The 24,271-nt window shown below is 54.4% G+C and carries 21 protein-coding genes and 2 tRNA genes; 13 read left to right on the top strand and 10 right to left on the bottom strand.

All coding sequences use genetic code 11. The features are described 5' to 3' along the window. The 7 genes from ENI00_RS13580 to pyrF form a co-directional block, all read left to right on the top strand. The coding region (locus ENI00_RS13580; RefSeq protein ID WP_304103399.1) for a bifunctional prephenate dehydrogenase/3-phosphoshikimate 1-carboxyvinyltransferase at positions 1 to 2,121 on the top strand (2,121 nt) is incomplete at its 5' end. Next, complete coding sequence (gene cmk / locus ENI00_RS13575; protein ID WP_304103396.1) at positions 2,121 to 2,801, top strand: (d)CMP kinase; 681 nt, start codon at positions 2,121 to 2,123, stop codon at positions 2,799 to 2,801. The genes ENI00_RS13580 and cmk, both read left to right, overlap by 1 nt. A 130-nt stretch (positions 2,802 to 2,931) precedes the next feature. After that, entirely contained in the window at positions 2,932 to 4,626 is a 1,695-nt protein-coding gene (rpsA, locus tag ENI00_RS13570) for a 30S ribosomal protein S1 (protein WP_304103392.1), read from the top strand. Positions 4,627 to 4,759: 133 nt separating this feature from the next. Then, a complete protein-coding gene (locus tag ENI00_RS13565; RefSeq protein WP_304103389.1) occupies positions 4,760 to 5,056 on the top strand; it encodes an integration host factor subunit beta in 297 nt (98 codons plus the stop codon). 67 nt (positions 5,057 to 5,123) lie between these two features. Continuing rightward, entirely contained in the window at positions 5,124 to 5,426 is a 303-nt protein-coding gene (locus tag ENI00_RS13560; protein WP_304103386.1) for a LapA family protein, read from the top strand. Next, the gene (gene lapB, locus ENI00_RS13555) at positions 5,426 to 6,595 is read left to right on the top strand and encodes a lipopolysaccharide assembly protein LapB (RefSeq protein WP_304103383.1); all 1,170 of its coding nucleotides are present in this window, start codon (positions 5,426 to 5,428) and stop codon (positions 6,593 to 6,595) included. Before ENI00_RS13560 ends, lapB begins: the two co-directional genes overlap by 1 nt. 30 nt (positions 6,596 to 6,625) lie before the next feature. Continuing rightward, positions 6,626 to 7,336 carry an orotidine-5'-phosphate decarboxylase gene (pyrF, locus tag ENI00_RS13550; protein ID WP_304103380.1) on the top strand — a complete coding sequence of 237 codons (711 nt, stop codon included), beginning with the start codon at positions 6,626 to 6,628 and terminating at the stop codon, positions 7,334 to 7,336. A gap of 144 nt (positions 7,337 to 7,480) precedes the next feature. On the opposite strand, the gene ENI00_RS13545 is transcribed toward pyrF, so the two are convergent. From ENI00_RS13545 to ENI00_RS13530, 4 genes are all read right to left on the bottom strand, one after another. Then, on the bottom strand, positions 7,481 to 8,011 hold the full coding sequence (locus tag ENI00_RS13545; protein WP_304103377.1) for a DUF2141 domain-containing protein: 531 nt from the start codon (positions 8,009 to 8,011) through the stop codon (positions 7,481 to 7,483). Positions 8,012 to 8,079: 68 nt separating this feature from the next. Further along, positions 8,080 to 8,337, bottom strand: coding sequence for a fatty acid desaturase (locus ENI00_RS13540; RefSeq protein ID WP_349740427.1), 258 nt, complete (start codon positions 8,335 to 8,337; stop codon positions 8,080 to 8,082). 256 nt (positions 8,338 to 8,593) lie between these two features. Beyond that, positions 8,594 to 8,669: transfer RNA gene (locus ENI00_RS13535), tRNA-Asn, on the bottom strand. A gap of 69 nt (positions 8,670 to 8,738) precedes the next feature. Continuing rightward, positions 8,739 to 9,923 carry a pyridoxal phosphate-dependent aminotransferase gene (locus ENI00_RS13530; RefSeq protein WP_304103374.1) on the bottom strand — a complete coding sequence of 395 codons (1,185 nt, stop codon included), beginning with the start codon at positions 9,921 to 9,923 and terminating at the stop codon, positions 8,739 to 8,741. A 224-nt stretch (positions 9,924 to 10,147) separates the two neighbouring features. Here ENI00_RS13530 and uvrB point away from each other — a divergent pair, with 224 nt between their 5' ends. Then, the gene (gene uvrB, locus ENI00_RS13525; protein WP_304103371.1) at positions 10,148 to 12,220 is read left to right on the top strand and encodes an excinuclease ABC subunit UvrB; all 2,073 of its coding nucleotides are present in this window, start codon (positions 10,148 to 10,150) and stop codon (positions 12,218 to 12,220) included. Positions 12,221 to 12,227: 7 nt separating this feature from the next. Here uvrB and ENI00_RS13520 read toward each other — a convergent pair whose 3' ends face one another. Then, positions 12,228 to 13,400 carry a GNAT family N-acetyltransferase/peptidase C39 family protein gene (locus tag ENI00_RS13520; RefSeq protein ID WP_304103368.1) on the bottom strand — a complete coding sequence of 391 codons (1,173 nt, stop codon included), beginning with the start codon at positions 13,398 to 13,400 and terminating at the stop codon, positions 12,228 to 12,230. 201 nt (positions 13,401 to 13,601) lie between these two features. Here ENI00_RS13520 and ENI00_RS13515 point away from each other — a divergent pair, with 201 nt between their 5' ends. Next, entirely contained in the window at positions 13,602 to 15,101 is a 1,500-nt protein-coding gene (locus ENI00_RS13515; RefSeq protein ID WP_304103364.1) for a RimK family protein, read from the top strand. 37 nt (positions 15,102 to 15,138) lie between these two features. Here ENI00_RS13515 and ENI00_RS13510 read toward each other — a convergent pair whose 3' ends face one another. After that, on the bottom strand, positions 15,139 to 16,308 hold the full coding sequence (locus ENI00_RS13510) for a cation diffusion facilitator family transporter (RefSeq protein ID WP_304103361.1): 1,170 nt from the start codon (positions 16,306 to 16,308) through the stop codon (positions 15,139 to 15,141). A gap of 355 nt (positions 16,309 to 16,663) precedes the next feature. Between ENI00_RS13510 and ENI00_RS13505 the strand changes: the two genes are divergently transcribed. After that, positions 16,664 to 17,683, top strand: a complete 1,020-nt coding sequence (locus ENI00_RS13505) for a quinone-dependent dihydroorotate dehydrogenase (RefSeq protein ID WP_304103359.1) — start codon at positions 16,664 to 16,666, stop codon at positions 17,681 to 17,683. 92 nt (positions 17,684 to 17,775) lie between these two features. Here the strand turns inward: ENI00_RS13505 and rmf are convergent, their stop codons facing one another. Continuing rightward, positions 17,776 to 17,988, bottom strand: a complete 213-nt coding sequence (rmf, locus tag ENI00_RS13500; protein WP_304103356.1) for a ribosome modulation factor — start codon at positions 17,986 to 17,988, stop codon at positions 17,776 to 17,778. A gap of 312 nt (positions 17,989 to 18,300) precedes the next feature. Between rmf and rlmKL the strand changes: the two genes are divergently transcribed. Beyond that, a complete protein-coding gene (gene rlmKL / locus ENI00_RS13495) occupies positions 18,301 to 20,493 on the top strand; it encodes a bifunctional 23S rRNA (guanine(2069)-N(7))-methyltransferase RlmK/23S rRNA (guanine(2445)-N(2))-methyltransferase RlmL (RefSeq protein ID WP_304103353.1) in 2,193 nt (730 codons plus the stop codon). A 24-nt stretch (positions 20,494 to 20,517) separates the two neighbouring features. Here the strand turns inward: rlmKL and ENI00_RS13490 are convergent, their stop codons facing one another. Beyond that, positions 20,518 to 21,003, bottom strand: coding sequence for a hypothetical protein (locus ENI00_RS13490; protein ID WP_304103350.1), 486 nt, complete (start codon positions 21,001 to 21,003; stop codon positions 20,518 to 20,520). A 137-nt stretch (positions 21,004 to 21,140) separates the two neighbouring features. On the opposite strand from ENI00_RS13490, the gene ENI00_RS13485 reads away from it, so the two are divergent. Then, entirely contained in the window at positions 21,141 to 22,430 is a 1,290-nt protein-coding gene (locus ENI00_RS13485; RefSeq protein WP_304103347.1) for a M18 family aminopeptidase, read from the top strand. A 19-nt stretch (positions 22,431 to 22,449) separates the two neighbouring features. On the opposite strand, the gene ENI00_RS13480 is transcribed toward ENI00_RS13485, so the two are convergent. Further along, a tRNA-Asn gene (locus ENI00_RS13480) sits at positions 22,450 to 22,525 on the bottom strand. A 73-nt stretch (positions 22,526 to 22,598) separates the two neighbouring features. Here ENI00_RS13480 and ENI00_RS13475 point away from each other — a divergent pair. Next, complete coding sequence (locus ENI00_RS13475) at positions 22,599 to 23,564, top strand: YheT family hydrolase (RefSeq protein WP_349740426.1); 966 nt, start codon at positions 22,599 to 22,601, stop codon at positions 23,562 to 23,564. Positions 23,565 to 23,607: 43 nt separating this feature from the next. On the opposite strand, the gene ENI00_RS13470 is transcribed toward ENI00_RS13475, so the two are convergent. Continuing rightward, complete coding sequence (locus tag ENI00_RS13470) at positions 23,608 to 24,237, bottom strand: arylesterase (protein ID WP_304103344.1); 630 nt, start codon at positions 24,235 to 24,237, stop codon at positions 23,608 to 23,610. Positions 24,238 to 24,271 lie beyond the last annotated feature (34 nt).

Below are 24,271 nucleotides of genomic sequence, written 5' to 3'. Positions count from 1 at the left end.
TTGCTGGGTCAGTCACTGGGTATTATAGATACGATCGCGGGAACCGCCGCAGAGGCTGTGCAGGGCGCAGACCTTGTGGTACTGGCGGTTCCGGTTCAGGCGATTCGCAAAGTGCTAGAAGAAATACAACCGCATCTTGCTGCAGATGCGATCCTGACCGATGTGGGCAGTACCAAGTCCGGTTTTGTAAAAGATATTGAAGCAGTGTTCGGGGAGTTCTCGCCTCGTATCATTCCCGGGCATCCCATTGCCGGGTCAGAGAGAAGCGGCATCCGCGCTGCCAATCCGGAGCTGTTCCGCAATCATAAGGTGATACTGACACCACCTGACAACGTGAACCGCTCTCATCTCGAGAAGCTGATGGCCTTATGGGAGGCGTGCGGTGCCACCGTGCTTACCATGTCTGTGGCTTACCACGATGAGGTGCTGGCTGCGACCAGCCATCTGCCCCATCTGATTGCTTTCTCACTGGTCGATACGCTGGCTGGCGAACACGAGAACATGGATATTTTTCGGTATGCGGCCGGCGGGTTCCGTGATTTTACCCGGATTGCTGCTAGCGATCCGGTTATGTGGCACGATATTTTTCTTTCCAACCGCGACGCTGTTCTCCGGGTGATTGATCATTTTACCCACGATCTGGATCAGTTGCGCACGGCCATTGCTGACCAGGACGGCGCCACGCTGTTGCGGGTATTCAGTCGCGCCAAGGCGGCGCGTGAACACTTTTCAAAAATGCTTTCAGGGCAGGCTTACGTGACAAATAACAGTGAAAACCAAATGACGTTCCGTCTTCAGCCCGGTGGCACGGTAACCGGCGATATACGGGTGCCCGGTGATAAATCCATGTCCCACCGCTCGATTATGCTCGGCGCTCTCGCCGAGGGTATAACCGAAGTGAAAGGGTTCCTTGAAGGTGAAGACAGCCTTGCGACGCTTCAGGCGTTTCGTGACATGGGCGTTGCCATTGAGGGTCCCGATGATGGTTTTGTGCGGATTCACGGCGTTGGCATGCATGGGTTGCAGGCGCCCCGTGGCCCGATCTATTTGGGCAACTCGGGCACCGGCATGCGATTGTTCGCCGGTTTGCTGGCCGCACAGCCGTTTGAGTCTGAGCTCACCGGCGATGCCAGCCTTTCAACCCGGCCCATGAATCGTGTGGCAGACCCATTGCGATCTATGGGAGCCGTTATTGATACGGCGCAGGGCGGTCGCCCGCCTTTGAAAATTCGTGGCACTCAGGGCAAGAAACTGACCGGTGCGCACTACGATATGCCGGTTGCAAGTGCACAGGTAAAATCCTGTCTGTTGCTTGCCGGCTTGTACGCCGAAGGCACTACGTCCGTTACCGAGCCTGCGCCCACTCGTGATCATACCGAGCGTATGCTGGCCGGCTTCGGCTATAAAGTAGAGCGCGACGGCCCAACGGCCAGCGTGCGAGGCGGCGGCAAGCTGACAGCGAACGCAATTGATGTCCCGGCGGACATTTCATCGGCGGCTTTCTTCCTGGTGGCGGCCAGCATTGCTCCGGGTTCTGATCTGATTTTGCGCCACGTGGGCATGAACCCGACACGGGTCGGTGTCATCAATATTCTGCGGCTCATGGGCGCGAATATAGACATTATGGCCGAGCGGGAAATCGGCGGTGAGCCAGTTGCAGATCTCCGCGTGCGCTCCGCCGAGCTTAAAGGTATTGATATCCCTGAAGATCAGGTGCCCTTGGCCATTGATGAGTTTCCGGTGCTGTTTATTGCGGCCGCCTGCGCCACCGGCCGCACCGTACTGGCCGGTGCCGGAGAATTGCGGGTAAAGGAAAGTGACCGTATTCAGGTGATGGCGGATGGCTTGGCTACACTGGGTGTTGAAACCACGGTCACGGAAGACGGCATTATTATCGAGGGTGGTCAGATCATTAAAGGCGGCTCCGTTTACAGTCATGGCGATCACCGAATTGCCATGTCTTTTGCTATGGCGTCGCTGCGGGCTACCGGAGAAATTGAAATAAACGATTGCGCTAACGTCGCGACGTCGTTTCCAGGTTTTGTCGATCTTGCAAAAGAAACCGGCATCAACATCTCAGCCGAGAATTCCAGTACAGGCGCCGAAAAGGGAGCACATTGATGTCGGAAGGTAGCGCGCCAGTCGTCGCCGTTGACGGCCCCGGGGGTTCAGGCAAGGGGACGGTTACCCAGATGCTGGCCAAACAACTCGGCTGGCACTTGCTCGACAGTGGCGCGCTTTATCGGCTGACGGCCCTGGCGGCCGTTCGCCAAAATGTGCCATTGGAGGACGAGGCCGCATTGGTAGCAGTGGCAGCGTCTCTGGACGTGGCGTTCAAACCAACACCCGAAGGCGAGCCTGCAAGAGTGATTCTGGCTGGCGAAGATGTAACCTTTGATATACGCACAGAAACCTGCGGAAATAACGCATCACGCATAGCCGTGATGCAGCCGGTTCGCGATGCGCTATTGCAGCGACAGCGAGATTTCCAGCAAGCGCCGGGTCTGGTCGCAGACGGGCGGGATATGGGCACCGTGGTCTTTCCGGGGGCGCAAGTTAAAATTTTTCTGACCGCCAGCGCCGAAGAGCGGGCCCGAAGGCGTTTCAGCCAGTTGAAGGCGGCGGGAGTCGATGTTAGTATTGACGCCGTTTTAGAGGAGATACGGGTTCGCGATGAACGGGATATAAACCGTTCCGCAGCCCCTCTCAAACCGGCAGATGATGCGCAAGTCATTGATTCTACGGGTTTGAGTATACAGGAGGTGTTGGACAGGTGTATGGCAGCAGTAAGCCAGACCTGACTGCACCTTTTTGTCGTTGAAATGCCGGAAACAGCGAAATCTGCCAGCCGCTGGCTGATTCTGGAACTTATTAACAGACCGTGTTGCTGGTGGCACGGAGCATACTTGCGTTGAACCTATAGGACTCATAATGAGCGAGAGCTTTGCGGATCTTTTTGAAGAAAGTCTAAAAGAAATTGACATGAAACCAGGTTCCATCGTCCAGGGAACCGTAGTGGATGTTGATAGCGACTGGGTCACAGTTAACGCCGGGCTTAAGTCCGAAGGCGTTATCCCCGCCTCCCAGTTCCTGAACGAAAAAGGCGAGTTAGAAGTAGCGATCGGCGACGTTGTCGACGTAGCACTGGATGCAGTAGAAGATGGTTTCGGTGAAACCCGTCTTTCCCGTGAGAAAGCCAAGCGGGCAGAATCTTGGAAGGTACTCGAGAAGTCCTTCGAAGCTGAAGAAGTGGTCAAAGGTATTATCAATGGCAAGGTCAAAGGTGGTTTCACCGTTGATCTGGCTGGCATTCGTGCCTTCCTGCCGGGTTCCCTGGTAGATGTTCGTCCGGTTCGCGACACCGCGCACCTGGAGAACAAAGAGCTCGAATTCAAGGTTATCAAGCTGGACCAGAAGCGTAACAACGTGGTTGTTTCCCGCCGCGCCGTTCTGGAAGCTGAAAACAGCGCCGAGCGCGAAGCTCTGCTGGAAACCCTGACCGAAGGTCTGTCAATCAAGGGTATCGTCAAGAACCTGACCGACTACGGCGCGTTCGTAGATCTGGGCGGCGTTGACGGCCTGCTGCACATTACCGATATGGCCTGGAAGCGCATCAAGCATCCGAGCGAAATCGTGAATGTTGGTGACGAGATTAACGTTAAGGTTCTGAAGTTCGACCGTGAGCGTAACCGCGTATCTCTGGGTCTGAAGCAGCTGGGCGAAGATCCCTGGGTTGATATCAAAGGTCGTTACCCGGAAAGCACACGGGTTACTGCCCGCGTAACCAACCTGACCGATTACGGCTGCTTTGCTGAGCTGGAAGAGGGCGTTGAAGGTTTGGTTCACGTGTCCGAAATGGACTGGACCAACAAGAACATCCATCCGTCTAAAGTCGTCCAGGTTGGCGATGAAGTGGAAGTGATGATTCTGGATATCGATGAAGAGCGTCGTCGTATTTCTCTGGGTATCAAGCAGTGTGTTTCCAACCCATGGGAAGACTTCTCCGGCAACTTCAACAAGGGTGACAAAATCTCCGGTAAGATCAAGTCAATCACTGACTTTGGTATCTTCATCGGCTTGGACGGTGGCATCGATGGTCTGGTTCACCTGTCAGACATCAGTTGGAACGAAACCGGCGAAGAAGCCGTTCGTGAATACAAGAAGGGCGACGATGTTGACACCGTTATCCTGTCTGTAGATCCCGAGCGTGAGCGCATCTCTCTGGGTATCAAGCAACTTGAGAGCGATCCGTTCGCCGAGTTCGTTCAGTTGAACGACAAGGGCTCCATCGTTAAGGGCACTGTTTCTGCGGTTGACGCGAAGGCAGCCACCATCGCTCTGAACGAAGAAGTTGAAGCGGTACTGAAAGCCTCTGAAATCAGCCGTGACCGCGTTGAAGACGCGCGCAACGCTCTGAAAGAAGGCGAAGAAGTCGAAGCTAAGATCATCAGCATCGATCGCAAAAACCGCATTATCAACCTGTCTGTCAAGTCCAAGGACGTAGAAGACGACAAGCAGGCTATTGATACCGTGCGTACGAAAACTGCAGAAACGTCCTCCGGTGCGACCACTATTGGTGATCTCATCAAGGAACAGATGCAGCAGCAAAACACCAACAAGGACTAATCTCCGGTTGGTAGTAAAAAAACGGGCTCTAAGAGCCCGTTTTTTTTGTGTTTTTTTATGATTTAGCTAAACTAGGGGAGGTAGGAATTCGGCAACTAACGGCCGAACAAAAAAGAATAGAGGAAAGTGCCTCATGACGAAGTCAGAACTGGTCGAATTAATAGCCTCAAAACAAACACAGCTCTCAGTGAAAGACGTTGAGCTGGCAGTAAAAACAGTGATCGAACACATGTCCCAATCGCTTGCCAGCGGGCAGCGAATTGAGATACGGGGGTTTGGCAGCTTTTCTCTTCATCATCGGGCGGCACGCACTGGTCGAAACCCGAAAACTGGCGAAGCTGTACAGTTGCCCGCAAAGTATGTTCCTCACTTTAAGCCCGGCAAGGAATTGCGTGAACAGGTGAACGACAGTTTGAAGCAGGGGTTTTAACAGCCTTTATCCCTGAAGCGAACACCTTTAATTCGGGCATTTACAAGCGTTTGGGAGAGCTAAAACTATGGCAGGGTTGCAGAAGATCCTATTGATTCTTTTGATATTGGTCCTGGTATTGCTGGCGCTCGTGTTCTCGTTGAATAATCAGATGGCCGTTGCGCTTAACTTTCTGGTATTCGAGACCCAGCCCCACGGCGTTGCTGTCTGGATTATCATGGCTTTCGTAATTGGCGCGCTTGTAGGTGTTCTGATGACTGTGCTGGCGACTTTCCGAACGTCGGTTTCCCGCCGTGCGCTCCAGAAACGACTTGATCGCGCAGAGCAGGCATTGGAGAAAACCAGAGTTCAGAACGACCGGGCTATTTAATGGACATAGTGTTTCAGTGGCTGCTGTTGACGATTGCAGTTGCCGTTGGCTGGTTTGTTGGCCGGCTGGGTAGCGATCGCAACCGCACCCGAACGAAGATTGCGGACGAAGAGTCAGTAAAAGACCGACTGCAATTTTTGTTCACCAATTATTCAGATCAGGCGGTAGACAACTTTGTACAGTCATTGGCTGTCAACAAGGATACCGTTAGCCTTCACCTTTCTATTGGCCGGCATTTCCGCAACAAAGGCGAAACCGACCGGGCCATTTTGGTTCATCAAAACCTGCTCGCAAGACCCGAATTACCTCCACGATTTTCCCCCCAGGTCACACTTGAACTTGCCATGGATTTCCTTAACGCAGGCTTGCTGGACCGCGCGGAAGCGTTGTTGCAGCAGTTGATGGGGGATCGTGAGTATGGTCGAAAGGCAGCCGAGCAACTGATCGATCTATATCAACAGGAACGGGAATGGGGCAAGGCGTCAGATGTGGCCCGGACGTTGACCAAAAACGACGCGGATCCTGCGATGTACAAGGATTTGGCGTACCTTACCTGCGAGCGAGCTGAGCAGGCTCTTGGGCAGGATGATCGCTGGACGGCCCAGAAGCTCGCCAGGGAAGCGCTGGATTACGATCGCTCCTGCGTTCGGGCAACACTGATCCTGATGAAGATACTGATCAGGCAGGGCAGTTACCGAGAGGCAGGTAATCAGGGGCTGAAAGTATTTGATCAGAACCCTGATTTCGGGCCTGAATCCATTGATCGCCTGATGAAGCTGGAGCATGAGCACGGCGATATTGGTCGGCTGGTCAAGAAGTTGCGTAAGCTTTATCAGACTTACCCGAGCACCAGCTTGTTGCTGGCGTTGGTAGAATCGGTTGAGCGGGTATCCGGGCGCTCGGCGGCAATCGAACTGCTGCGCAAGGAGCTTGAAATCCGCCCCAGCGTGCGCGCGCTTCTACGGCTGGTCGAAATGGCAGGGTATGAAAAAGGCATGAACACTGACGAAGGCCGCCTGGTCAGCCGTATCGGTGTTCTGATCCTGGCCAACCGGCCGGTTTATCGCTGCGTAAGCTGCGGTTTCTCGGGTCAGCAACTTCACTGGCTGTGTCCAAGCTGCAAGCAATGGGAAACCGTTCGCCCCATTCAGGGCGTTGAAGCTGAATAACCATTTTAATCTCCTGCAGGATATTTCAACGTGCAAACCTCTAACGATCCCAAAATTATCGTCGCCCTCGATTTCCCGTCGGCGAAGTTGGCTCTGGAGCTGGCAGACAAACTGGATCCCGCCAAATGCCGGTTAAAAGTCGGCAAAGAACTTTTCACACGTTCCGGCCCGCAGATAGTTGAAAGCTTGCAAAAGCGCGGCTTTGAGGTGTTCCTGGATCTGAAGTTTCACGACATTCCCAACACAGCCGCGGCCGCTGTGGCTGCTGCTGCGGAGTTAGGGGTATGGATGGTGAACGTGCATGCCTCCGGTGGCGAAAAGATGATGCTGGCCTGCCGTGAGCGCCTCGATACTTTTGGGGCTGACAAACCTCTGCTGATTGCTGTTACGGTTCTCACCAGCATGGGTGCCGAAGACCTTGCCGGTATAGGCATCACCGATTCGCCTGAAGCGCAAGTTTCCCGCCTCGCAACACTGACTAGAAACAGCGGCCTGGACGGCGTAGTCTGCTCCGCGCAAGAAGCCCCCAAGCTCAAATCAGAGCAGGGCAGTGACTTCAAATTGATCACCCCGGGCATTCGGCCATTAGCCGCCGACAAAGGCGACCAGAAACGCATTATGACGCCCAGTGACGCCCTCAAGGCCGGTTCCGACTATATCGTTATAGGTCGCCCGATAACTCAGGCTGCTGATCCTCTGGCTGCGTTGGAGGCTATTCATGCTGAGGTGATTGGTCTCTAGTTCGGACTTGGGTTTAAATTCTGGCCCTTGCGTTCGGTTCCCCATCTTGAACCTGATGGGGAACCGAACGGCAGAGTTAAGCTCAGCAAACTATTAATGGTCGTACTGATTGAAACAACGCCTCAGTATTCATGGAAATGTCGTTCAATAAGCCAATCTAATCGTCAGATCAAGGTTTTGCCCATCGTACGAAAAGCTGGCCTCCTCGAAGGAAGGTGCACTCATCGAGGCTTCTGCCCCGTTTGAAAAGCCGTAGCCTTCCGTGGGAACCCCTAACAAGTTAGTGCCAAGCTTGCCGTCCATATTCTCATCATGAATGACTGCCAACGCATACGTTCCCTGAGGAATATCTAAAAAGTTGCAACGCGCCTGCGTATCTCGAATTTTTATCATCGTTATATTGGTTGCGGATTGCAAAAATTCAGTGGGGAAACCCGCTGACGATTCGAAAAGTGCACAAGCTACAGTCCCAGTGCTATTTTTAATATTCGGAATTTTCACTTGAATTCCGGAGCACGGTGATTGGGCAAAGGCGATGGCGGGAATATTCGCAAACCCCAGCACTGCCCCCATTGCTACATACCGAACCCCCATAGGGAATCGCGTCACCGGACGCTTGAAAATGGAGGCTAAAGCAGACATGCGATTAATTGCTTCACTCATTAGTTCCTTCATAGCTCCGATCTCCCTAGCTTGGTTGAATCCGTCATTGCTCCTGACGCTCGTCATCACCGACCTCGCACCTACTGTTGCCTCGCCTCCCGATAGGAAACCATGCGCTGATTGTCTTCGTCCCAAAGGGCGTACCGGAAGCAGTCTGCAATATCTCTCGACGCAAGGGTCGTGGTCAACGGCGATTGCAGTTCAGGAATGGCCGCCATCACTTCCGGCAGGCGGTAAAAAGGGATTCGCACGTTGAGATGGTGAATATGATGATAGCCAATGTTTCTGGTAAACCACTGCATAATCCGGTTCATCCGCATGTAACTTGACGACTCCATAGCCCTCGGTAATAGGTCCAGGCTTCGGGAGAGACAATTTGCATGCGCCGGAAACTGTGCTGGGCGAAAAACAGATAGCTCCCCATCGTGGAGGCAAGTGTCATAGGCAATAGGATGACGAAAAAGGCTAGGTTGAACAGTACCACCAGGGGGTGCCGCTGACCCCGCCAGCCCGCCAAGCGATCGTAAGTAAAAGTTCGCGCACAGAAAACGAAAAAACCAGCTAATTCTGAGAATTAGCGGGTTTTTGTAATAGTGGCTCCCCGAGCTGGGCTCGAACCAGCGACAAACGGATTAACAGTCCGTTGCTCTACCAACTGAGCTATCGGGGAACGTCGTCATGTGACGAGGCGCGTATATTAAGATTACCCCATCGCCTCGTCAACCCCTTGCCAAAATTTTTAGCTTAGAGCCTTCTGCAAACGCTCAACGGCTGCTTTCAGGTTGTCCATGCTGGTCGCGAAACTCAGACGCATGTGCCCTGGGCAACCGAACGCAGAGCCAGGAACCAGAGCAACACCGGCTTCGCTTAGCAGCTTTTCTGTGAATTCCACATCGTTGCTGACGCTGGAATCGGCATCAATCGCGCCCTGAAAACTCGGGAACACATAAAAAGTACCGTCACCTTTAAGGCACTCAACGCCGGGCAGACGGTTCAAGGCATCAACCAGCCAGTCGTGGCGCTCCTTGAATGCCTTGACCATGTCGCCGATACACTCTTGCGGGCCGTCGAGGGCCTCCTGGGCAGCCGCCTGGGATATGGACGCCGGGTTGGACGTGCTTTGAGACTGAATTTTTTTCATCGCGCCGATAACTTTGGCAGGGCCTGCGGCATAGCCGATACGCCAGCCAGTCATCGAGTAAGCTTTGGAGACACCGTTGAGAACAAATGTGCGGTCGTAGAGCTCTGGAGTAGCGTTCAGAATGTTGCAGAATGGCTTGCCAGTCCAGATGATAGGCTCGTACATGTCGTCTGTGGCGATCATGATATTTGGGTGCTTCTTGAGCACCTCGCCAATCGCTTGCAGCTCTTCCAGTGTGTAAGCCATGCCGCTGGGGTTGGAAGGGCTGTTGATCACAAACAGGCGGGTGCGCTCGGTAATGGCGTTTTCCAGCTGTTCCGGAGTTATCTTGAAGCGCGTTTTGGCGCCGGTTTCGATGATAACCGGCTTGCCCTCAGCAACCAGAACCATATCGGGGTAGGATACCCAGTAGGGCGCAGGAATAACGACTTCGTCGCCGGCGTTAAGCAGAGCCAGCGCGAGGTTGAAAAAGCTCTGTTTGCCCCCACTTGAAACCAGTATCTGGTTGGCTTCGTATTCCAGACCATTGTCTCGTTTGAACTTCGCAATAATCGCTTTCTTGAGGGCCGGCGTACCATCAACCGCAGTGTATTTGGTTTGGCCGTTTTTAATGGCTTCGATAGCAGCCTGTTTGATGTGATCCGGCGTATCGAAGTCGGGTTCGCCAGCACCAAGGCCAATTATATCGTGGCCCGCGGCACGCAGTTCCGCCGCTTTATTGGTGACTGCGAGGGTGGGAGATGGCTTGATTGCCTGTACTCGGCTGGAAAGTTGAAGGTCCAAACTTGCGCTCCTTAAAGCTGCATCTGATAGGTCTGTGACCGGCGGGGTGTCTGAATCCTTGCCTTCCATGCCTTGGGAGGCGGCTGATTTTCGCCCAGCCGTCGATCGCAATGATGGTACCATGAAGCCGGCGTAACAATAAATTTCTCTCTGAGGCCAAGTCGTGCAGCGACAGGATTTGGTCAGGATACGTATTTCGTGTAAGCGGAGGTTGTTTGCCAATTATGGCCAGTAATGTTTCCAGTACTGTTTCCAGTAATGCCGGTGAAAGCGGCCTGTTCAAAGTTGATTCACCGTTCGAGCCTGCGGGCGACCAGCCAAAAGCCATTGCCGGGCTGGTGGACGGTATACATTCCGGCCTGGCGCACCAGACGTTGTTGGGTGTTACCGGCTCTGGCAAAACCTATACTGTCGCCAAGGTTATAGAAGCGGTGCAGCGACCAACTATTGTCATGGCCCACAATAAAACCCTGGCCGCACAGCTGTATGGCGAGTTCCGCGAGTTTTTTCCCGATAACTCCGTTGAGTATTTCGTGTCTTACTACGACTACTATCAGCCGGAGGCCTATGTTCCGTCGTCTGATACCTTCATCGAGAAAGACGCGTCCATCAACGAGCACATTGAACAGATGCGATTGTCTGCAACCAAAGCGCTGCTCGAGCGCCCGGATGCGATTATTGTGGCAACGGTATCGGCCATCTACGGCCTGGGTGATCCGAAGTCCTATCTGAAAATGATGTTGCACCTGGACAGAGGCGACAAAATTGACCAGCGGCACGTTCTGCATCGGTTGGCTGAGCTGCAGTACACCCGGAACGATATTGAGTTCCACCGTGCCAATTACCGGGTGCGTGGTGATGTGATTGATGTGTTCCCTGCGGAGTCAGAGAAGGAAGCGGTCCGCATTGAGCTGTTTGATGATGAAGTGGAAAACCTCAGTTATTTTGATCCGCTCACCGGCGAAGTACTCAGACGCGTTCCACGGATTACGATTTATCCCAAGTCCCACTACGTAACGCCGCGCCAGAAAGTGCTGGATGCCGTTGAGCACATAAAAATAGAGCTGGATGAGCGCTTACCGCAGCTGCGCGATAACAATCGCCTGGTGGAAGCCCAGCGGCTGGAAGAGCGTACACGTTACGACATGGAAATGATGAACGAGCTGGGCTATTGCAACGGCATCGAGAACTACTCTCGCTACCTTTCGGGCCGGCAACCCGGTGAGGCGCCCCCAACATTGTTTGATTACCTGCCTGCGAACGCGTTGCTGATTGTCGACGAGTCCCACGCGACGATTCCGCAGATTGGCGCCATGTTCAAAGGCGACCGCTCTCGAAAGGAAACCCTTGTACAGTACGGTTTTCGACTTCCGTCGGCGCTGGATAACCGCCCCATGCGGTTTGATGAATGGGAGCGGATAGCGCCCCAGATGATCTTTGTTTCGGCCACGCCCGGCAATTACGAAGCCGAGCACGCAGGACAGGTGGTGGAGCAGGTTGTCAGGCCAACCGGCCTGCTGGACCCACTAATTGAAGTGCGTCCGGCGTCCACACAGATAGACGATCTACTCTCGGAAATTCACTCCCGGGTGAAAGTCAACGAGCGGGTGCTGGTGACCACGCTGACCAAGCGTATGGCCGAAGATCTCACGGACTTTCTGATGGAGCACGATATTCGCGTGCGGTATTTGCATTCGGACATAGATACGGTGGAGCGGGTAGAGATCATCCGCGATCTCCGTCGGGGCGAGTTTGATGTGCTTGTCGGCATCAACCTGCTGCGCGAAGGCCTGGATATGCCCGAGGTCTCTCTGGTCACCATTCTGGACGCCGACAAAGAAGGCTTTCTGCGCTCCGAGCGCTCGCTGATTCAGACCATTGGCCGTGCGGCCCGAAACCTTAACGGCAAGGCGATTCTTTACGGCGACAGGATAACCGGTTCCATGCAGCGCGCCATTGACGTAACCGATAGCCGGCGTGCAAAGCAGGCGGCGCACAACGAAGCCCACGGCATTACACCGCAAGGGCTCAACAAAAAGATTGCGGACATCATGGAAGGCGCTAGCAGCGGAGGCCGTGGCAGAAATAAATCCGCGCGGCCCGGAGACAAGGCGGCTGAAGAGGCTGAACGCTACCGCTCCACGGTTGGCAATCGGTCGCCGGCAGAGTTGCTTAAAGAAATGTCGCGCCTTGAAGACAAAATGTACAAAGCCGCATCGGATCTGGATTTCGAAGGCGCCGCCCGTCTGCGGGATGAAATTTCAGGGCTGAAAGAAGCCGCGCTTCGAACTGGCTAAGCTCGCCTCAGAGACTTTCTGGGCGTTTCGGGCCGACAATCACGGCGGCCTGGAGTGGCTGGTTGCGGCCGTACCGTGAAATCTGGCTGAACACCCGTTTATCCACCGGGAGGTACTGTTTGTCGGCCACGGTTTCGCCGTCGTCTACGTCGATCTCCGGATCGTGCAGATACACAAACTCCTCGTCGATGGCGCATACGGTCACCCAGTGGGGTACTCGGCTCCGATTCAGTTGCCAGGTGCTGATCAGAATCACCGGGATCTGGCCGTCAAGCAGCGCTTGCTCCATGGCTTCAAGGGTGAGGGGATCATGATGTAGCTGGATGCCGGTTTTGCCCATGTCGTGGAGAAACCCTTCGTGCACCAGTTCCAGAACCCGTTTTTTATCGTCGTTCCGGACGGTATCCCGAAATAATGGGCCCTCGGTACTGATCCACGCGCTGGCGTTAAAGCCCCGGTTCCAGGCGGAGAGTGCAAGGCCGTGAGGGCCGCAGCCGCCGTGACCCGCCAGCATGAAAATGGTTGTCGCTTCCCGCCAGATCCTGAGCTCTTCCAGGGTGGTGAGTGATTGCTGCTCGTCCAACGCGGCCATTGCCATGATTAACGCAGCGGGCCCGCACGAGAAGTCCGTGGTTTGAGGATAATAGGGCACCGGGAGGAACGCCCGTGTCGGCTCGTAAAACAGGATGCGGCGCTCAAAACGCAGAGCCGTCCCGTGGTCTTCGTAATAGTCCCGGTACGTACCGAACTGGCGATAACCCAGGCGGTTGTATAGCGCAATGGCGCCGCTGTTATCTTCCCGAACTTCCAGCCGCATTAGAATACGACCGGCGTCTGCCGCTTCACGTTCAGCCGCTTTTACCAGCTTTTCACCAATGCCACGACCACGCGCGGTTGGCAGAACCGCAATGGAGTAAATGCGCGCCATACGCGTAGCCGCGCTCATCAAAACCAGGCAGTACCCCAGCAGTTCGTGCTCACCCTCACTGCCATCACCATCATCATTATCAACCCCAGTCTCACTCCGGGCATCCGCCACAATCAATCTGTCCCTGGGCATGTCCAGAAAACGCCGGAAGCTGCGGCGAGAAAGCCGGTCTTCTGTAAAACAACGATTCTCCAGTCGCATAAGCGCGTTCAGGTCATCGCTGGTGGCTTGCCGGAAGTGCAGATCAGACATGGTTAAGGCGGCCTTGAGATTATCGGCGGGGGTTCACTGGTAGGCTCCCCGAATGCCGCTATTATGGTAGAGAGTTGAGTGCAGGAATATAAGCTGATTATGCGTAAAAGCACGCATTATCTTTGCATTGTTCCGGCACCCGCCGCGGCGTATTGTTGCGGCCGGTTTGTTGGCAATTAACTCCAGGGAGGAGCGCCATTAATGTCCCGTTTGCTTATCGTTGTCGACCGCACCAAAGACTGGGCACCGTATTACCCCAGTGAAGACGTGCTGAGTTTTGATCAGTACCTCCAGTTTGCAGCGCCGGCTAACAGCCGGGTACGCGTTATCAACCTGTGCCAGAGCGCCAAATACCTGAGCCGCGGTTACTATTGCTCACTGCTGGCCGAAGCTCGCGGGCACCACGTTGTGCCCTCGGTAATGACGCTTAACGATCTGGGCCGCAAGGGGCTGTTTTCACTTGAACTCGAAGATCTGGATGCCAGCGTCGTAAACTGGCTTGATTCGGCCGGCTCGGCCATCGATCCGGCCAGTGACGCACGCAACGCCACCCACGAAGTTCGTATCCGTACCTATTTCGGGCAAACCGAGCACCCGGATCTTAAACCCGTGGCTCGGGCCCTGTTTGACCGGTTCCCCAGTCCGATTCTGGAAGTGGTTTTCCGGCGCCGGAAAACCTGGCAAATTGAATCCATGAAACCGGCCGCGCCCGCGGATCTGGATGAGCGTGAGCAGGATCTCTTTGCTTCTGCGTTGGATCGGTTCAGCAGCATGGTGTGGCGTAAACCGAGAACCCGCCGCCGCTATCGGTTTGACCTTGCGATTCTGGTGAACCCGGAAGAGGAAATGCCGCCCAGTGATGCCGTCGCGCTGCAACGCTTTGAAAAGGCCGGCCGAAAGCTGGGTATCAACGTGGAGCAGATTACGCGTAAAGACTATATGCGTTTGCCGGAATACGACGGCCTGTTCATCCGTGAAACCACCGCCATTGACCATCACACCTATCGTTTTGCTCGCAAGGCGGCGGCAGAGGGCATGGTCGTCATTGACGACCCTGCGTCGATCCTTAAATGCACCAATAAGGTGTTTCTGGCCGACCTGTTGAAAAACAACAAAATACCGACACCGAAAACCCTGATTCTGTCCAAAGATCAGAAAGACGCTGTGGAGCAGGTGGTTCAGGAGCTTGGCTTTCCGGTGGTGATCAAGATACCGGATGGCGCTTTTTCCCGGGGCGTGAACAAGGCCGAGGATGAAAAATCTCTGCGGGCCGGGTTAAAAGATCTGTTTCGGCAATCGGCACTGGTACTGGCGCAGGAGTATCTGTACACAGATTACGATTGGCGCATAGGTGTGTTGGGCGGGCGGGCAATCTACGCCTGTAAATATATGATGGTAAAAGGCCATTGGCAGATCTATCAGCATGGCGAATCAAAAAGTGAAAGCGGTGGGTTTGAAACCATGCCCACGTACGAAGTGCCAAGAAACGTTATACAGGCGGCGCTGAATTCCACGCGGCTGATTGGTAACGGTCTCTACGGCGTGGACATCAAGCAGTCTGGAAACCGGGTTGCGGTGATCGAAGTCAACGATAACCCGAGCATTGATGCGGGTGTGGAAGATCTTTTCCTTGGCGGCGAGCTTTACACGCTGATCATGCAGGAGTTTCTTTCACGTATGGAAGAGAACCGCCGGCGGTAATGGCTAACCAGTTGTGAGCGAGTGGTGAGCAGCAGGCTTACGGGCCGGCTACCCAGATTCTCACACTGCCAAACCAGGGATAACCGTCCAGATGTTGCCGGATGTTTTCCGGCGTAAAGACCGTCTGCGGATCGTGTTCATCCAGAAAAATCTCCAGGTGCAGCTTGTTTCTGAGGTAGTGAAGCCTCAATCGGCTGCGTTGGGGGATTTCTCCCAGATGCTCCGTAATGATGCTTGTCACGTCCGCCCGGGAGGGCAGTTTTTCCGTTGTCGGGAGCTGATCCTCGTCGTTTTCGGCGTCAATGTGAAAGTTGATGTCGAGAATGCTATCCAGTGCATTACGCATGCCGGCAACCACCTGCATGCCAATTTGATGCCCTTCGGATACGCTGATTTCTGGCCGCACAACCAGATGAATATCCAGCAGAATATCCTGCCCCATGAGGCGGCTGCGAAGCTCATGCACGTTGAGAACGCCGTCGGTATTGCGGGCGATGGTTTTCAACATGTCGGTATCGTCAGGGGAAAGCCCGGTGTCCACCAGTTCCTGAACGCTGTCCCAGGTGAATTTCCAGCCGACGTGAATAATGATGGCTGCAATCACAACGGCCGCAAGCAGGTCCAGCCACACAAGTCCAAGCATGGCGCCAGCCGTTGAAACCAGAACCACTGCGGAAGAAAACGCATCGGTACGGCTGTGCCAAGCATTGGCAATAATCAGATCCGAGCGTATGGCCTGGCCGACACGTCGGGTATAGCGAAAGATCCATTCCTTGCCTGCAACCGACACGCCGGCGGCGATCAGTACCGGCCATTCGGGAACGGAACCGATGTTCCCCTCTATCAGCCTCAGGGTGTTTTCCCAGGCGAGCGCTGCACCGACCGCAATGAGGATACTGCCGAGCACCAGAGTGCCGAAGGTTTCAATGCGTTGATGACCGTAGGGATGGTTGTCATCGGGTTCCTGGCGGGAGACCTTCATCACCCCCAGTACAACAACGTCGGATGCGACATCCGTAAAAGAATGAATGCCATCAACCACAAGAGCCTGGGAATGGAAAAGCGTGCCTGCAATAACCTTAACGACTCCCAAAATAATGTCGAGAATCATTCCTATGATCGTAACCCGCGACGCCGCGTTCATTTCCTTCGCGAGCGTTTCGCGCTGGCTCTGTGCCGATGATTCTGGTTGCGAGTTATTGATCATGCTCTGCCATGGTGTATTTCTGAGACTTCTTTTGTTTAATTTATGCACATCATAGCAATGTCCCGGATAAATAACAGATTGTTCAGTTTTTCTTTTGCTTAATAAAAAATCACTGTAACTATCTGAAAAATATGTAAAAATAAACTGGTCAAAAAATGATCAATCTGTAGGCTGGCGCAGATTACAAGGGATTGGCAACGTTGACCCGCGATTTTCAACAGGGTTATCCACAGATTCCGTGGAAAAGCCCCCGAGGGCTCAAGGATACAGTTGTTTAGCTCTGCTTTTGCAGGATCGGGCCGTTGTGGAAAACTTCCGGTATACTCGCGCTCACGTTTTATTGAGGAGTTGTCAGATGTACGGCGTTATCCGCAACCTGCTTTTTCGACTATCACCCGAGCAGGCCCACTGTGTTGCGTTAAACGGTCTTGACCTGGCGCATCGATTGCGCGTGCTGGGAGCTTTTTCACCGAAAACAGAAAATCTGCCAGTAAAGGTAATGGGGTTGGAATTCCCGAACCCGGTCGGGCTTGCGGCAGGGCTGGATAAAAACGCAGATCATCTGGATGCTCTGGGAGCACTTGGGTTCGGGTTTATCGAAGTTGGAACCGTTACGCCGCTTGCGCAACCCGGCAACCCGAAGCCCCGCATGTTCCGGTTGCCGGAGTATCAGGCCATCATTAACCGAATGGGGTTCAATAACCAAGGCCTGACACACATGCTCGAACGCGTGGATAAGCGCAACTATCAGGGCATTCTCGGTATCAATGTAGGCAAGAACAAAGACACGCCAAACGAGGAAGCCGAGTCGGATTATCGCAAGGGAATTTCAGCGGTATACACTCGTGCGGACTACATCACGGTGAACGTGTCTTCACCCAACACGCCCGGTTTACGGGATCTTCAGTTTGGTGACTCCCTTATGGGGCTTCTGCACGCCATCAAGGATGAGCAACTCAAGTGTCAACACCGGTTTGGTCGTTACGTACCCGTGGCCGTTAAAATTGCCCCGGATATGGACGATGAAGGCATTCGGTTCGTCGCCTCGGCCTTGAAAGAGGCTGGCATGGACGGTGTGATTGCCACGAACACAACCGTAAGCCGAGATGCCGTTGCAGGCCATGTTCACGCGCACGAAGCAGGGGGGCTCAGTGGTGCTCCGGTTCGTGAGGCATCGATAAGGGTGATTCAGGGGCTGTACGCAGAGTTAGGTGACGAACTGCCGATTATTGGTGTGGGCGGCATTATGGATGGCGAAAGTGCGGCTGAAAAGATCCGCGCGGGCGCACAGTTGGTTCAGCTTTATACGGGGTTTATTTACCACGGGCCGGAACTGATCGGCAGCGCCGTTGAGGCGATTCGGCGGCTCAGATAGTGGGTGTGCGAAATAAAAAAGGGCCCGCTTGGCGGGCCCTTTCCATGGCCTCAATAGACCATATTATTAAGACTACGGGCTTTGCGCAAAAATCACGCGGTGGTGACGTTTGACAATTTATGGATGCCGGAAACGCCGGTCATGCCTTCCCATTGGTCTGTGCGGCCTTCACGCCAACCGCCCAACCATTCCTGACGGACTTCTGCTTGCTCGAGCGGGCAGCTGTCTTTGGATTTGCCGGACACGCCAGCGAGATAACCCCGCTTGAATGCACGAGCGTACATGTCTCTTTTCTGTCTTTTCATGTCGTTCCTCACTAATGGATTAACAGAACAAGCGTGTACACTTCTGCAGTGGCTGCGGCATGTGAAATCCACTCGGGGATAACTCACTATTGCCAGCTTCAGCCAGAGCAGTCAGGATCCTGTTAACGGAAGGTGTTTAGCCTTCCCGAACGACGCGTCATCTACAAGGTAAGCTCAACCTTGAGTGGAAGTACACTATCAATTTAGCCTATTAAAGTTTTTTTTAGACTTATTTGGAATAGAAGAACCGCCCGAAACCTATGACCGCCGTGATTCCCGGGACTTATTACCGCGACTTGCCGCGAATGACCCATGAACCTGGAGTTGAACTTGTCCAAATCTGTCTTTTTTGTAACCTGCCCAAAGGGTGTTGAGTACCTTCTGGCGGACGAGCTCAGCACGTTTGGTCTGGGGCTGGTGAGAAACGCGCCGGCTGGCGCCTGGGTAGAGGGCCCGCTGGAAGCCGGTTATCGGGCCTGCCTGTGGTCGCGTCTTGCAAACCGGGTGATTCTTCACGTCGATGAAGTCGCCGCCACCAGTGCCGATGAGCTTTACGATGGTGTGGTTCATCTTGACTGGCAGCAGCACATCTCCGTTGATGGCAGCTTTCGCGTCAATTTTATCGGCGAGAATGAAGCCATCCGCAACACTCAGTTTGGCGCCCAGAGAGTAAAAGACGGCATTGTGGATCGTTTCACAGTCAGCGGCGGCAAGCGCCCGGCGGTCGCCGCAAAGGCGCCGGATGTGACCGTGTCGGCCCGGTTGCATCGTGGCAGGCTTGCACTGGGTATTGATATCAGCGGCCACAGCTTGCACCAGCGTGGCTATCGCACGGAACAGGGCCAGGCGCCTTTGAAAGAAAACCTTGCGGCAGCACTGCTGATGCGAGCCGGATGGCCTGAAATCGCAGCCGCAGGCGGCGACTTTGTCGATCCTATGTGTGGCTCGGGCACTTTGGTGATCGAAGCCGCCATGATGGCGCTGGATATTGCTCCGGGCCGTCGTCGGGAGCATTTCGGCTTTGAAAAATGGTTAGGACACCAACCTCAAAGCTGGCTGTCTTTGCGCCAGGAAGCGGAAAAGCGCGCCTATGAAGGCAAACAAGGCAAGGTGCCCCGATTTTCGGGTTTTGATCAGGACAGTCGGGTTATTTCCACCGCACAAAATAACGCCCAACGTGCCGGCCTTGAAAGCCTGATCGAGTTTCAGGTCCGTCCGATCGAGGAGCTGGCGCTGGGAGACGATCGCGCAGACACCGGTCTGGTTCTGGTTAACCCTCCATACGGCGAGCGCATGAGCGACAGAAAAGCCCTTGCAAGCCTGTATGAGTCACTAGGCGATGCTGTAAAAAAGGCCGCCACAGGTTGGCAGCTTGGCGTGTTTACCGGTGCTCCGGAGTTTGGCAAGTCAATCGGTCTGCGCAGTTTCAAACAGTACAAGCTGTTTAACGGCAAGCTTCCCGCTCAGCTTTTGCTGTTTACCATTGACGAAGCCAGCGTACGCACTCCACGAGACCCGGTGGCACCGGGGGAAATTCTGCCACGAATTGCCAATGAAGAGCGCGCGGCCATGCTGCGCAACAGGCTGAAAAAAAATACGAAGACCATAGGCCAGTGGGCGCGTAAACAGGAAATAAGCTGCTACCGCCTTTACGATGCGGATATGCCAGAGTATGCCCTGGCGATTGATATCTATGAGGACTGGGTGCACGTGCAGGAATACGTGGCGCCCAAATCGATCGATGAGCGTTCAGCACGTGAGCGTCTGGCCGAAGCCCTGGCCGTTATCCCTGAAGCACTAGGCATTGAGCGGGATCAGATGGTGTCGAAGCAACGGCAGCGACAAACAGGAACGAACCAGTACGAAAAACAGGATGTCAGCGGTGAATTCTTTCAGGTTCAGGAGCACGGTTGCACACTGAGGGTGAATCTCAAGGATTATCTCGACACCGGTTTGTTTCTCGACCATCGCCCGGTGCGCCACTGGATTCAGCAACACGCTCGCGGTAAGCGCTTCCTGAACTTGTTCTGCTATACCGGTGCGGCCACGGTTCATGCGGTTGCCGGCGGAGCCAGCCGTTCGTTGAGCCTGGATCTTTCGAAAACCTACGTGGGCTGGGCGCAAGAAAATCTGGCACTGAACAAGGCCGATCCCCAAAAACACAAAGTGGAGCAAACAGACTGCCTGGCCTGGCTTGCGGCCAGGCCAAAGCCGGATCAGCTCTACGATCTGATTTTCATGGATCCGCCAACGTTCTCCAACTCTGCCCGTATGGCGGACATTCTGGACGTTCAGAAAGATCACGCCAAGCTGATCCGCCAGGCAATGGCCAGGTTAAGCTCCGACGGCTTGCTGATTTTTTCCAGCAATTTCCGGCGTTTCAAGCTTGATGAGGAGCTCGCCTCGGAGTTTGAGATCGAGGAAGTAACCCTCAGCACCCTGGATAAGGATTTTCAAAGGAACGCGCGGATTCACCGGTGTTGGCACATCCGTCATAACGCATAACGGTGTGCGGCTCCAGGCAAGAAGTCAGGCCTCGTCAAACAGGCCTTCTTCCTGGGCCATCAAAAGCAGGGCGTAGACACCGTTTTCCGGCAACTGTGGCTCAAGACCTTCTTCAAACAACAATTGGCGGCGGCGGTCTTCCAGAGCGTCGCTGCTCATGCCGATGATCAAGTCTGTTATCGGAGCCACTTCAAAGGGGGCTTCCTGTTCCATAGCGCTGAAGATCATATCCACCAGAATCTCGTCCGGGTCCAGCCCGTCTACGTAGACTGTCTGGTCTGGCAGATCCTGATGCAGTTCATGGACAAGCTCGATCAAAGGCACACCCTGTTCTGCGAGATAGTGCAGATCCAGATCGCCAAAATCGCCGTCTTCCGGCAGCCATTCATCCACCGGGGCAATCACCACCGTTTTCATCTGGCCATCTTCCAGTGACCAGGCCATCGCGACCGGAAACAGCGCGTCGTCGGTCTGGCAATATTCGATGTCGAGAAATCGTGGTGCGGACATGTCGGGCTCCGTGTAGTGATTGTTGGCGAAAGGGCGCGGCCTTAATGGCACAGCGGATTAATGCCTGTCGCACTGGTATGAGCCGTTAAGGCTTCATGCCATACTGTTATGGTAACTCTTATTCTATCAGGGACATCATGGAACACGCTGAATTCAACAAAGATTTACTGACGTTTCTGAACGCATCACCCACACCCTGGCACGCTGTGGCAACCATGAAAAACCTGCTGGATGCGGCAGGCTTCGAAGAGCTGGATGAAAAAGATGACTGGTCTGTTGGCCAGAATCGCGGCTATTACGTTATTCGCAACGGCTCCTCGATTGTGGCATTTCGTACCGGTGCTCAAGACGCAGCGGCATCGGGGATTCGCATGGTGGGCGCGCATACCGACAGCCCGTGCCTGAAGGTGAAGCCCAACCCCGAACTGCGGCGCAAAGGCTTTTTCCAGCTCGGCGTTGAAGTCTATGGGGGTGTGCTGATGAACCCCTGGTTCGATCGCGACCTCTCGCTGGCAGGAAGAGTGACGTTTCTTGACGGCCATAACAACGTCAGTGACACGCTGGTTGATTTCGGCAAGCCGGTCGCGTTCATTCCCAGCCTTGCCATCCATCTGGACAGGGAAGCCAACAGCAACCGCACGGTGAACGCTCAAACTGACCTTCCGCCGGTATTGATGCAGACTGAGGAAAACGATACCACCCGTTTCGACGAGCTTTTAAGCCAGCAAATTGTGAGCGAATCCGGCATCAAGGTACGCAAAATTCTGGCGTATGAGCTGAGCTTTTACGACGCTCAGGACGCCGGGTTTGTGGGGCTGCGTGATGAATTCATTGCCTCTGCGAGGCTCGACAATCTCCTCAGTTGTTACATTGGCCTGCACGCTTTGTTAAACGCTTCGGGCAAAGAGGCCGCGTTATTGGTGTGTAACGACCACGAGGAAGTGGGCAGCGTATCCGCCGAAGGCGCGCAGGGGCCGTTTCTGAGTGCGGTTCTTGATCGCTGGTGTGGCGCCGGCAAGGCAAAAGCCATCGCCCGTTCCATGATGATTTCAGCCGACAATGCCCACGGTGTTCACCCGAACTACATAGACAAGCACGATGAAAATCACGGCCCCATTCTGAATAAGGGCCCGGTTATCAAGGTGAATCATAACCAGCGTTACGCAACCAATAGCCGCTCAGCCGCTGTTTACCGGAATATCAGTGATGAACTGGGAATACCGCACCAGACGTTTGTTGTGCGCAGTGACATGGGTTGTGGAAGCACAATCGGGCCACTGACGGCGTCTAACCTGGGGGTAACAACGCTGGATATTGGCGTGCCACAGTTCGGCATGCATTCCATACGTGAGCTTATTGGTACTGAGGACGGATTTTCGATGTTCCGCGTGTTAACGGAATTCATGCAGCGAAAGCAGGTGTTCTGAGGCAGGTATTCTGAAAAAATGGCTCCCCGAGCTGGGCTCGAACCAGCGACAAACGGATTAACAGTCCGTTGCTCTACCAACTGAGCTATCAGGGAACAGCGTCTAGTCGAACGGCATACTAAGCACTTTCAATTACTCGGTCAACCCCGTGATATAAAAGGTCAAAATTTGTACTCCAGTATGGCTCATCAATATCGTCCACCGCCTTGGTTGCGCAGTGGTCACCTGCAATCGGTGTGGCCATCGCTGTTCCGCAAGGTAAGCGTGCAGGAACCGGTATCGGAAGTGCTCCCCACCGCTGACGACGATGAGCTGCATCTCGATTGGCACCGTCAGGGCAGCCATCGCCTGGCAATCATTTCCCACGGGCTGGAAGGGCATAGCCGTCGGCCGTATGTGCTGGGGCTGACTCGGGCATTGTTGGCGAAAGGCTGGGATGTTCTGGCCTGGAACTTCCGCTCCTGTGGTGGTGTGATGAACCGGCAACCCCGGTTTTATCACAGCGGCGCCACTGAGGATCTGCGTCAGGTTGTGCGCCATGGCCTTGCGCAAGGCTACGACACCGCGTTTCTCTCGGGTTTTAGCATGGGCGGAAACCTCACGCTGTTATATCTCGGTGAGCAGGGTGAGCGCGTTGACAGCAGAATCTGCGGTGCCGTTGCCTATTCCGTACCCTGTGACCTTGCCGGCAGCGCGGATATGCTGGCGCGGCCCAGCCGAAAAATCTACATGCAGCGATTTTTGAAAGATCTTCGCGTAAAAATGGACGAAAAGTCGCAAACATTTCCGGATCTTATTGATGTTGAGGATTTTGGGTCCATCCAGAGTTTTCATCAATTTGATGATCGTTATACTGCCCCGTTGCACGGATTCCGGGACGCCGCAGATTACTGGGCCCAGTGTTCTGCATTGGGCAGGCTGAACGATATTCGGGTGCCGGCGTTGATGATTAATGCAGCGGACGACCCGTTTCTGTCACGAAAATGCTTTCCGGAGTCGCCTTCTGTGCTCGGCGCCCATGTGCGCCTGGAGGCGCCACGATGGGGCGGCCATGTCGGGTTTGTGGAACACGGCCACGACGGCTATTACTGGTCTGAACGCCGGGCATTGGCGTTTCTGCGGGGCGTGGTGTGATGGAATGCGATGGAATGTGATGGAGTGGGGTGGAAAGTGATGTTTATTCAAGCAGGGGGCTAAGTACCGGCCACACGTTTTCGAGCAGCTTTGGTTGGCCCTCGGCCGTCGGGTGAATGCCATCATCCTGCATCAGGTTGTCCTGGTCGTAAATTCCATCCAGAAAGAAGGGAACCAGAGCCGTGTTGTGGCTGTCTGACAGCGCTGGAAAGATGTCTGAAAACATCGTGGTATAGCGCTGGCCGTAGTTCGGCGGTATCTGCATGCCAATCAGAATGACCCGGGCACCGGAGTCCTGAGCGCCCTCAACCATGGTCGTCAGGTTGGATTTGATAACGTTGGGTGGAAAGCCGCGAAGGCCGTCATTACCACCCAGCTCGATGATCACCACGGAGGGATTATTCTTCTCCAGTAACGCCGGCAGCCGGCGAACCCCACCGTCTGTGGTTTCGCCGCTGATACTGGCATTTACCACGGTCCAGTCGCTCAAGCCGTTGCTTTGCAAGCGATGGCGCAAAAGCTGCACCCAGGCACTATCCGACGGCACACCGTAGGCAGCGCTGAGGCTGTCACCGACGATCAGAAGCGTTTGTTGGCCAGCCATAACCGGCACGGCAAACAATGTCGCTGCAAAAAATGCGATTGATCTGACAAACAGCATTACCGTATGCATAAGCAATCCGTATACCTTTGTAAATGAACGTGCT

Origin of the sequence: Marinobacter antarcticus (assembly GCF_011049865.1) — a bacterium.
Classification (GTDB): Bacteria; Pseudomonadota; Gammaproteobacteria; order Pseudomonadales; family Oleiphilaceae; genus Marinobacter; species Marinobacter antarcticus_A.
Note: the sequence above shows the minus strand (reverse complement) of the source record. Positions and strands in the feature narration are given on the sequence as shown.

Excerpts from the sequence above, each read along its gene's own strand:
- cmk (WP_304103396.1), top strand. The coding sequence starts at position 2,121 with ATGTCGGAAGGTAGCGCGCCAGTCGTCGCCGTTGACGGCCCCGGGGGT.
- rpsA (WP_304103392.1), top strand. The coding sequence starts at position 2,932 with ATGAGCGAGAGCTTTGCGGATCTTTTTGAAGAAAGTCTAAAAGAAATT.
- ENI00_RS13565 (WP_304103389.1), top strand. The coding sequence starts at position 4,760 with ATGACGAAGTCAGAACTGGTCGAATTAATAGCCTCAAAACAAACACAG.
- ENI00_RS13560 (WP_304103386.1), top strand. The coding sequence starts at position 5,124 with ATGGCAGGGTTGCAGAAGATCCTATTGATTCTTTTGATATTGGTCCTG.
- lapB (WP_304103383.1), top strand. The coding sequence starts at position 5,426 with ATGGACATAGTGTTTCAGTGGCTGCTGTTGACGATTGCAGTTGCCGTT.
- ENI00_RS13545 (WP_304103377.1), bottom strand. The coding sequence starts at position 8,011 with ATGAAGGAACTAATGAGTGAAGCAATTAATCGCATGTCTGCTTTAGCC.
- ENI00_RS13540 (WP_349740427.1), bottom strand. The coding sequence starts at position 8,337 with ATGGAGTCGTCAAGTTACATGCGGATGAACCGGATTATGCAGTGGTTT.
- uvrB (WP_304103371.1), top strand. The coding sequence starts at position 10,148 with ATGGCCAGTAATGTTTCCAGTACTGTTTCCAGTAATGCCGGTGAAAGC.
- ENI00_RS13520 (WP_304103368.1), bottom strand. The coding sequence starts at position 13,400 with ATGTCTGATCTGCACTTCCGGCAAGCCACCAGCGATGACCTGAACGCG.
- ENI00_RS13515 (WP_304103364.1), top strand. The coding sequence starts at position 13,602 with ATGTCCCGTTTGCTTATCGTTGTCGACCGCACCAAAGACTGGGCACCG.
- ENI00_RS13510 (WP_304103361.1), bottom strand. The coding sequence starts at position 16,308 with ATGATCAATAACTCGCAACCAGAATCATCGGCACAGAGCCAGCGCGAA.
- ENI00_RS13505 (WP_304103359.1), top strand. The coding sequence starts at position 16,664 with ATGTACGGCGTTATCCGCAACCTGCTTTTTCGACTATCACCCGAGCAG.
- rmf (WP_304103356.1), bottom strand. The coding sequence starts at position 17,988 with ATGAAAAGACAGAAAAGAGACATGTACGCTCGTGCATTCAAGCGGGGT.
- rlmKL (WP_304103353.1), top strand. The coding sequence starts at position 18,301 with ATGAACCTGGAGTTGAACTTGTCCAAATCTGTCTTTTTTGTAACCTGC.
- ENI00_RS13490 (WP_304103350.1), bottom strand. The coding sequence starts at position 21,003 with ATGTCCGCACCACGATTTCTCGACATCGAATATTGCCAGACCGACGAC.
- ENI00_RS13485 (WP_304103347.1), top strand. The coding sequence starts at position 21,141 with ATGGAACACGCTGAATTCAACAAAGATTTACTGACGTTTCTGAACGCA.
- ENI00_RS13470 (WP_304103344.1), bottom strand. The coding sequence starts at position 24,237 with ATGCATACGGTAATGCTGTTTGTCAGATCAATCGCATTTTTTGCAGCG.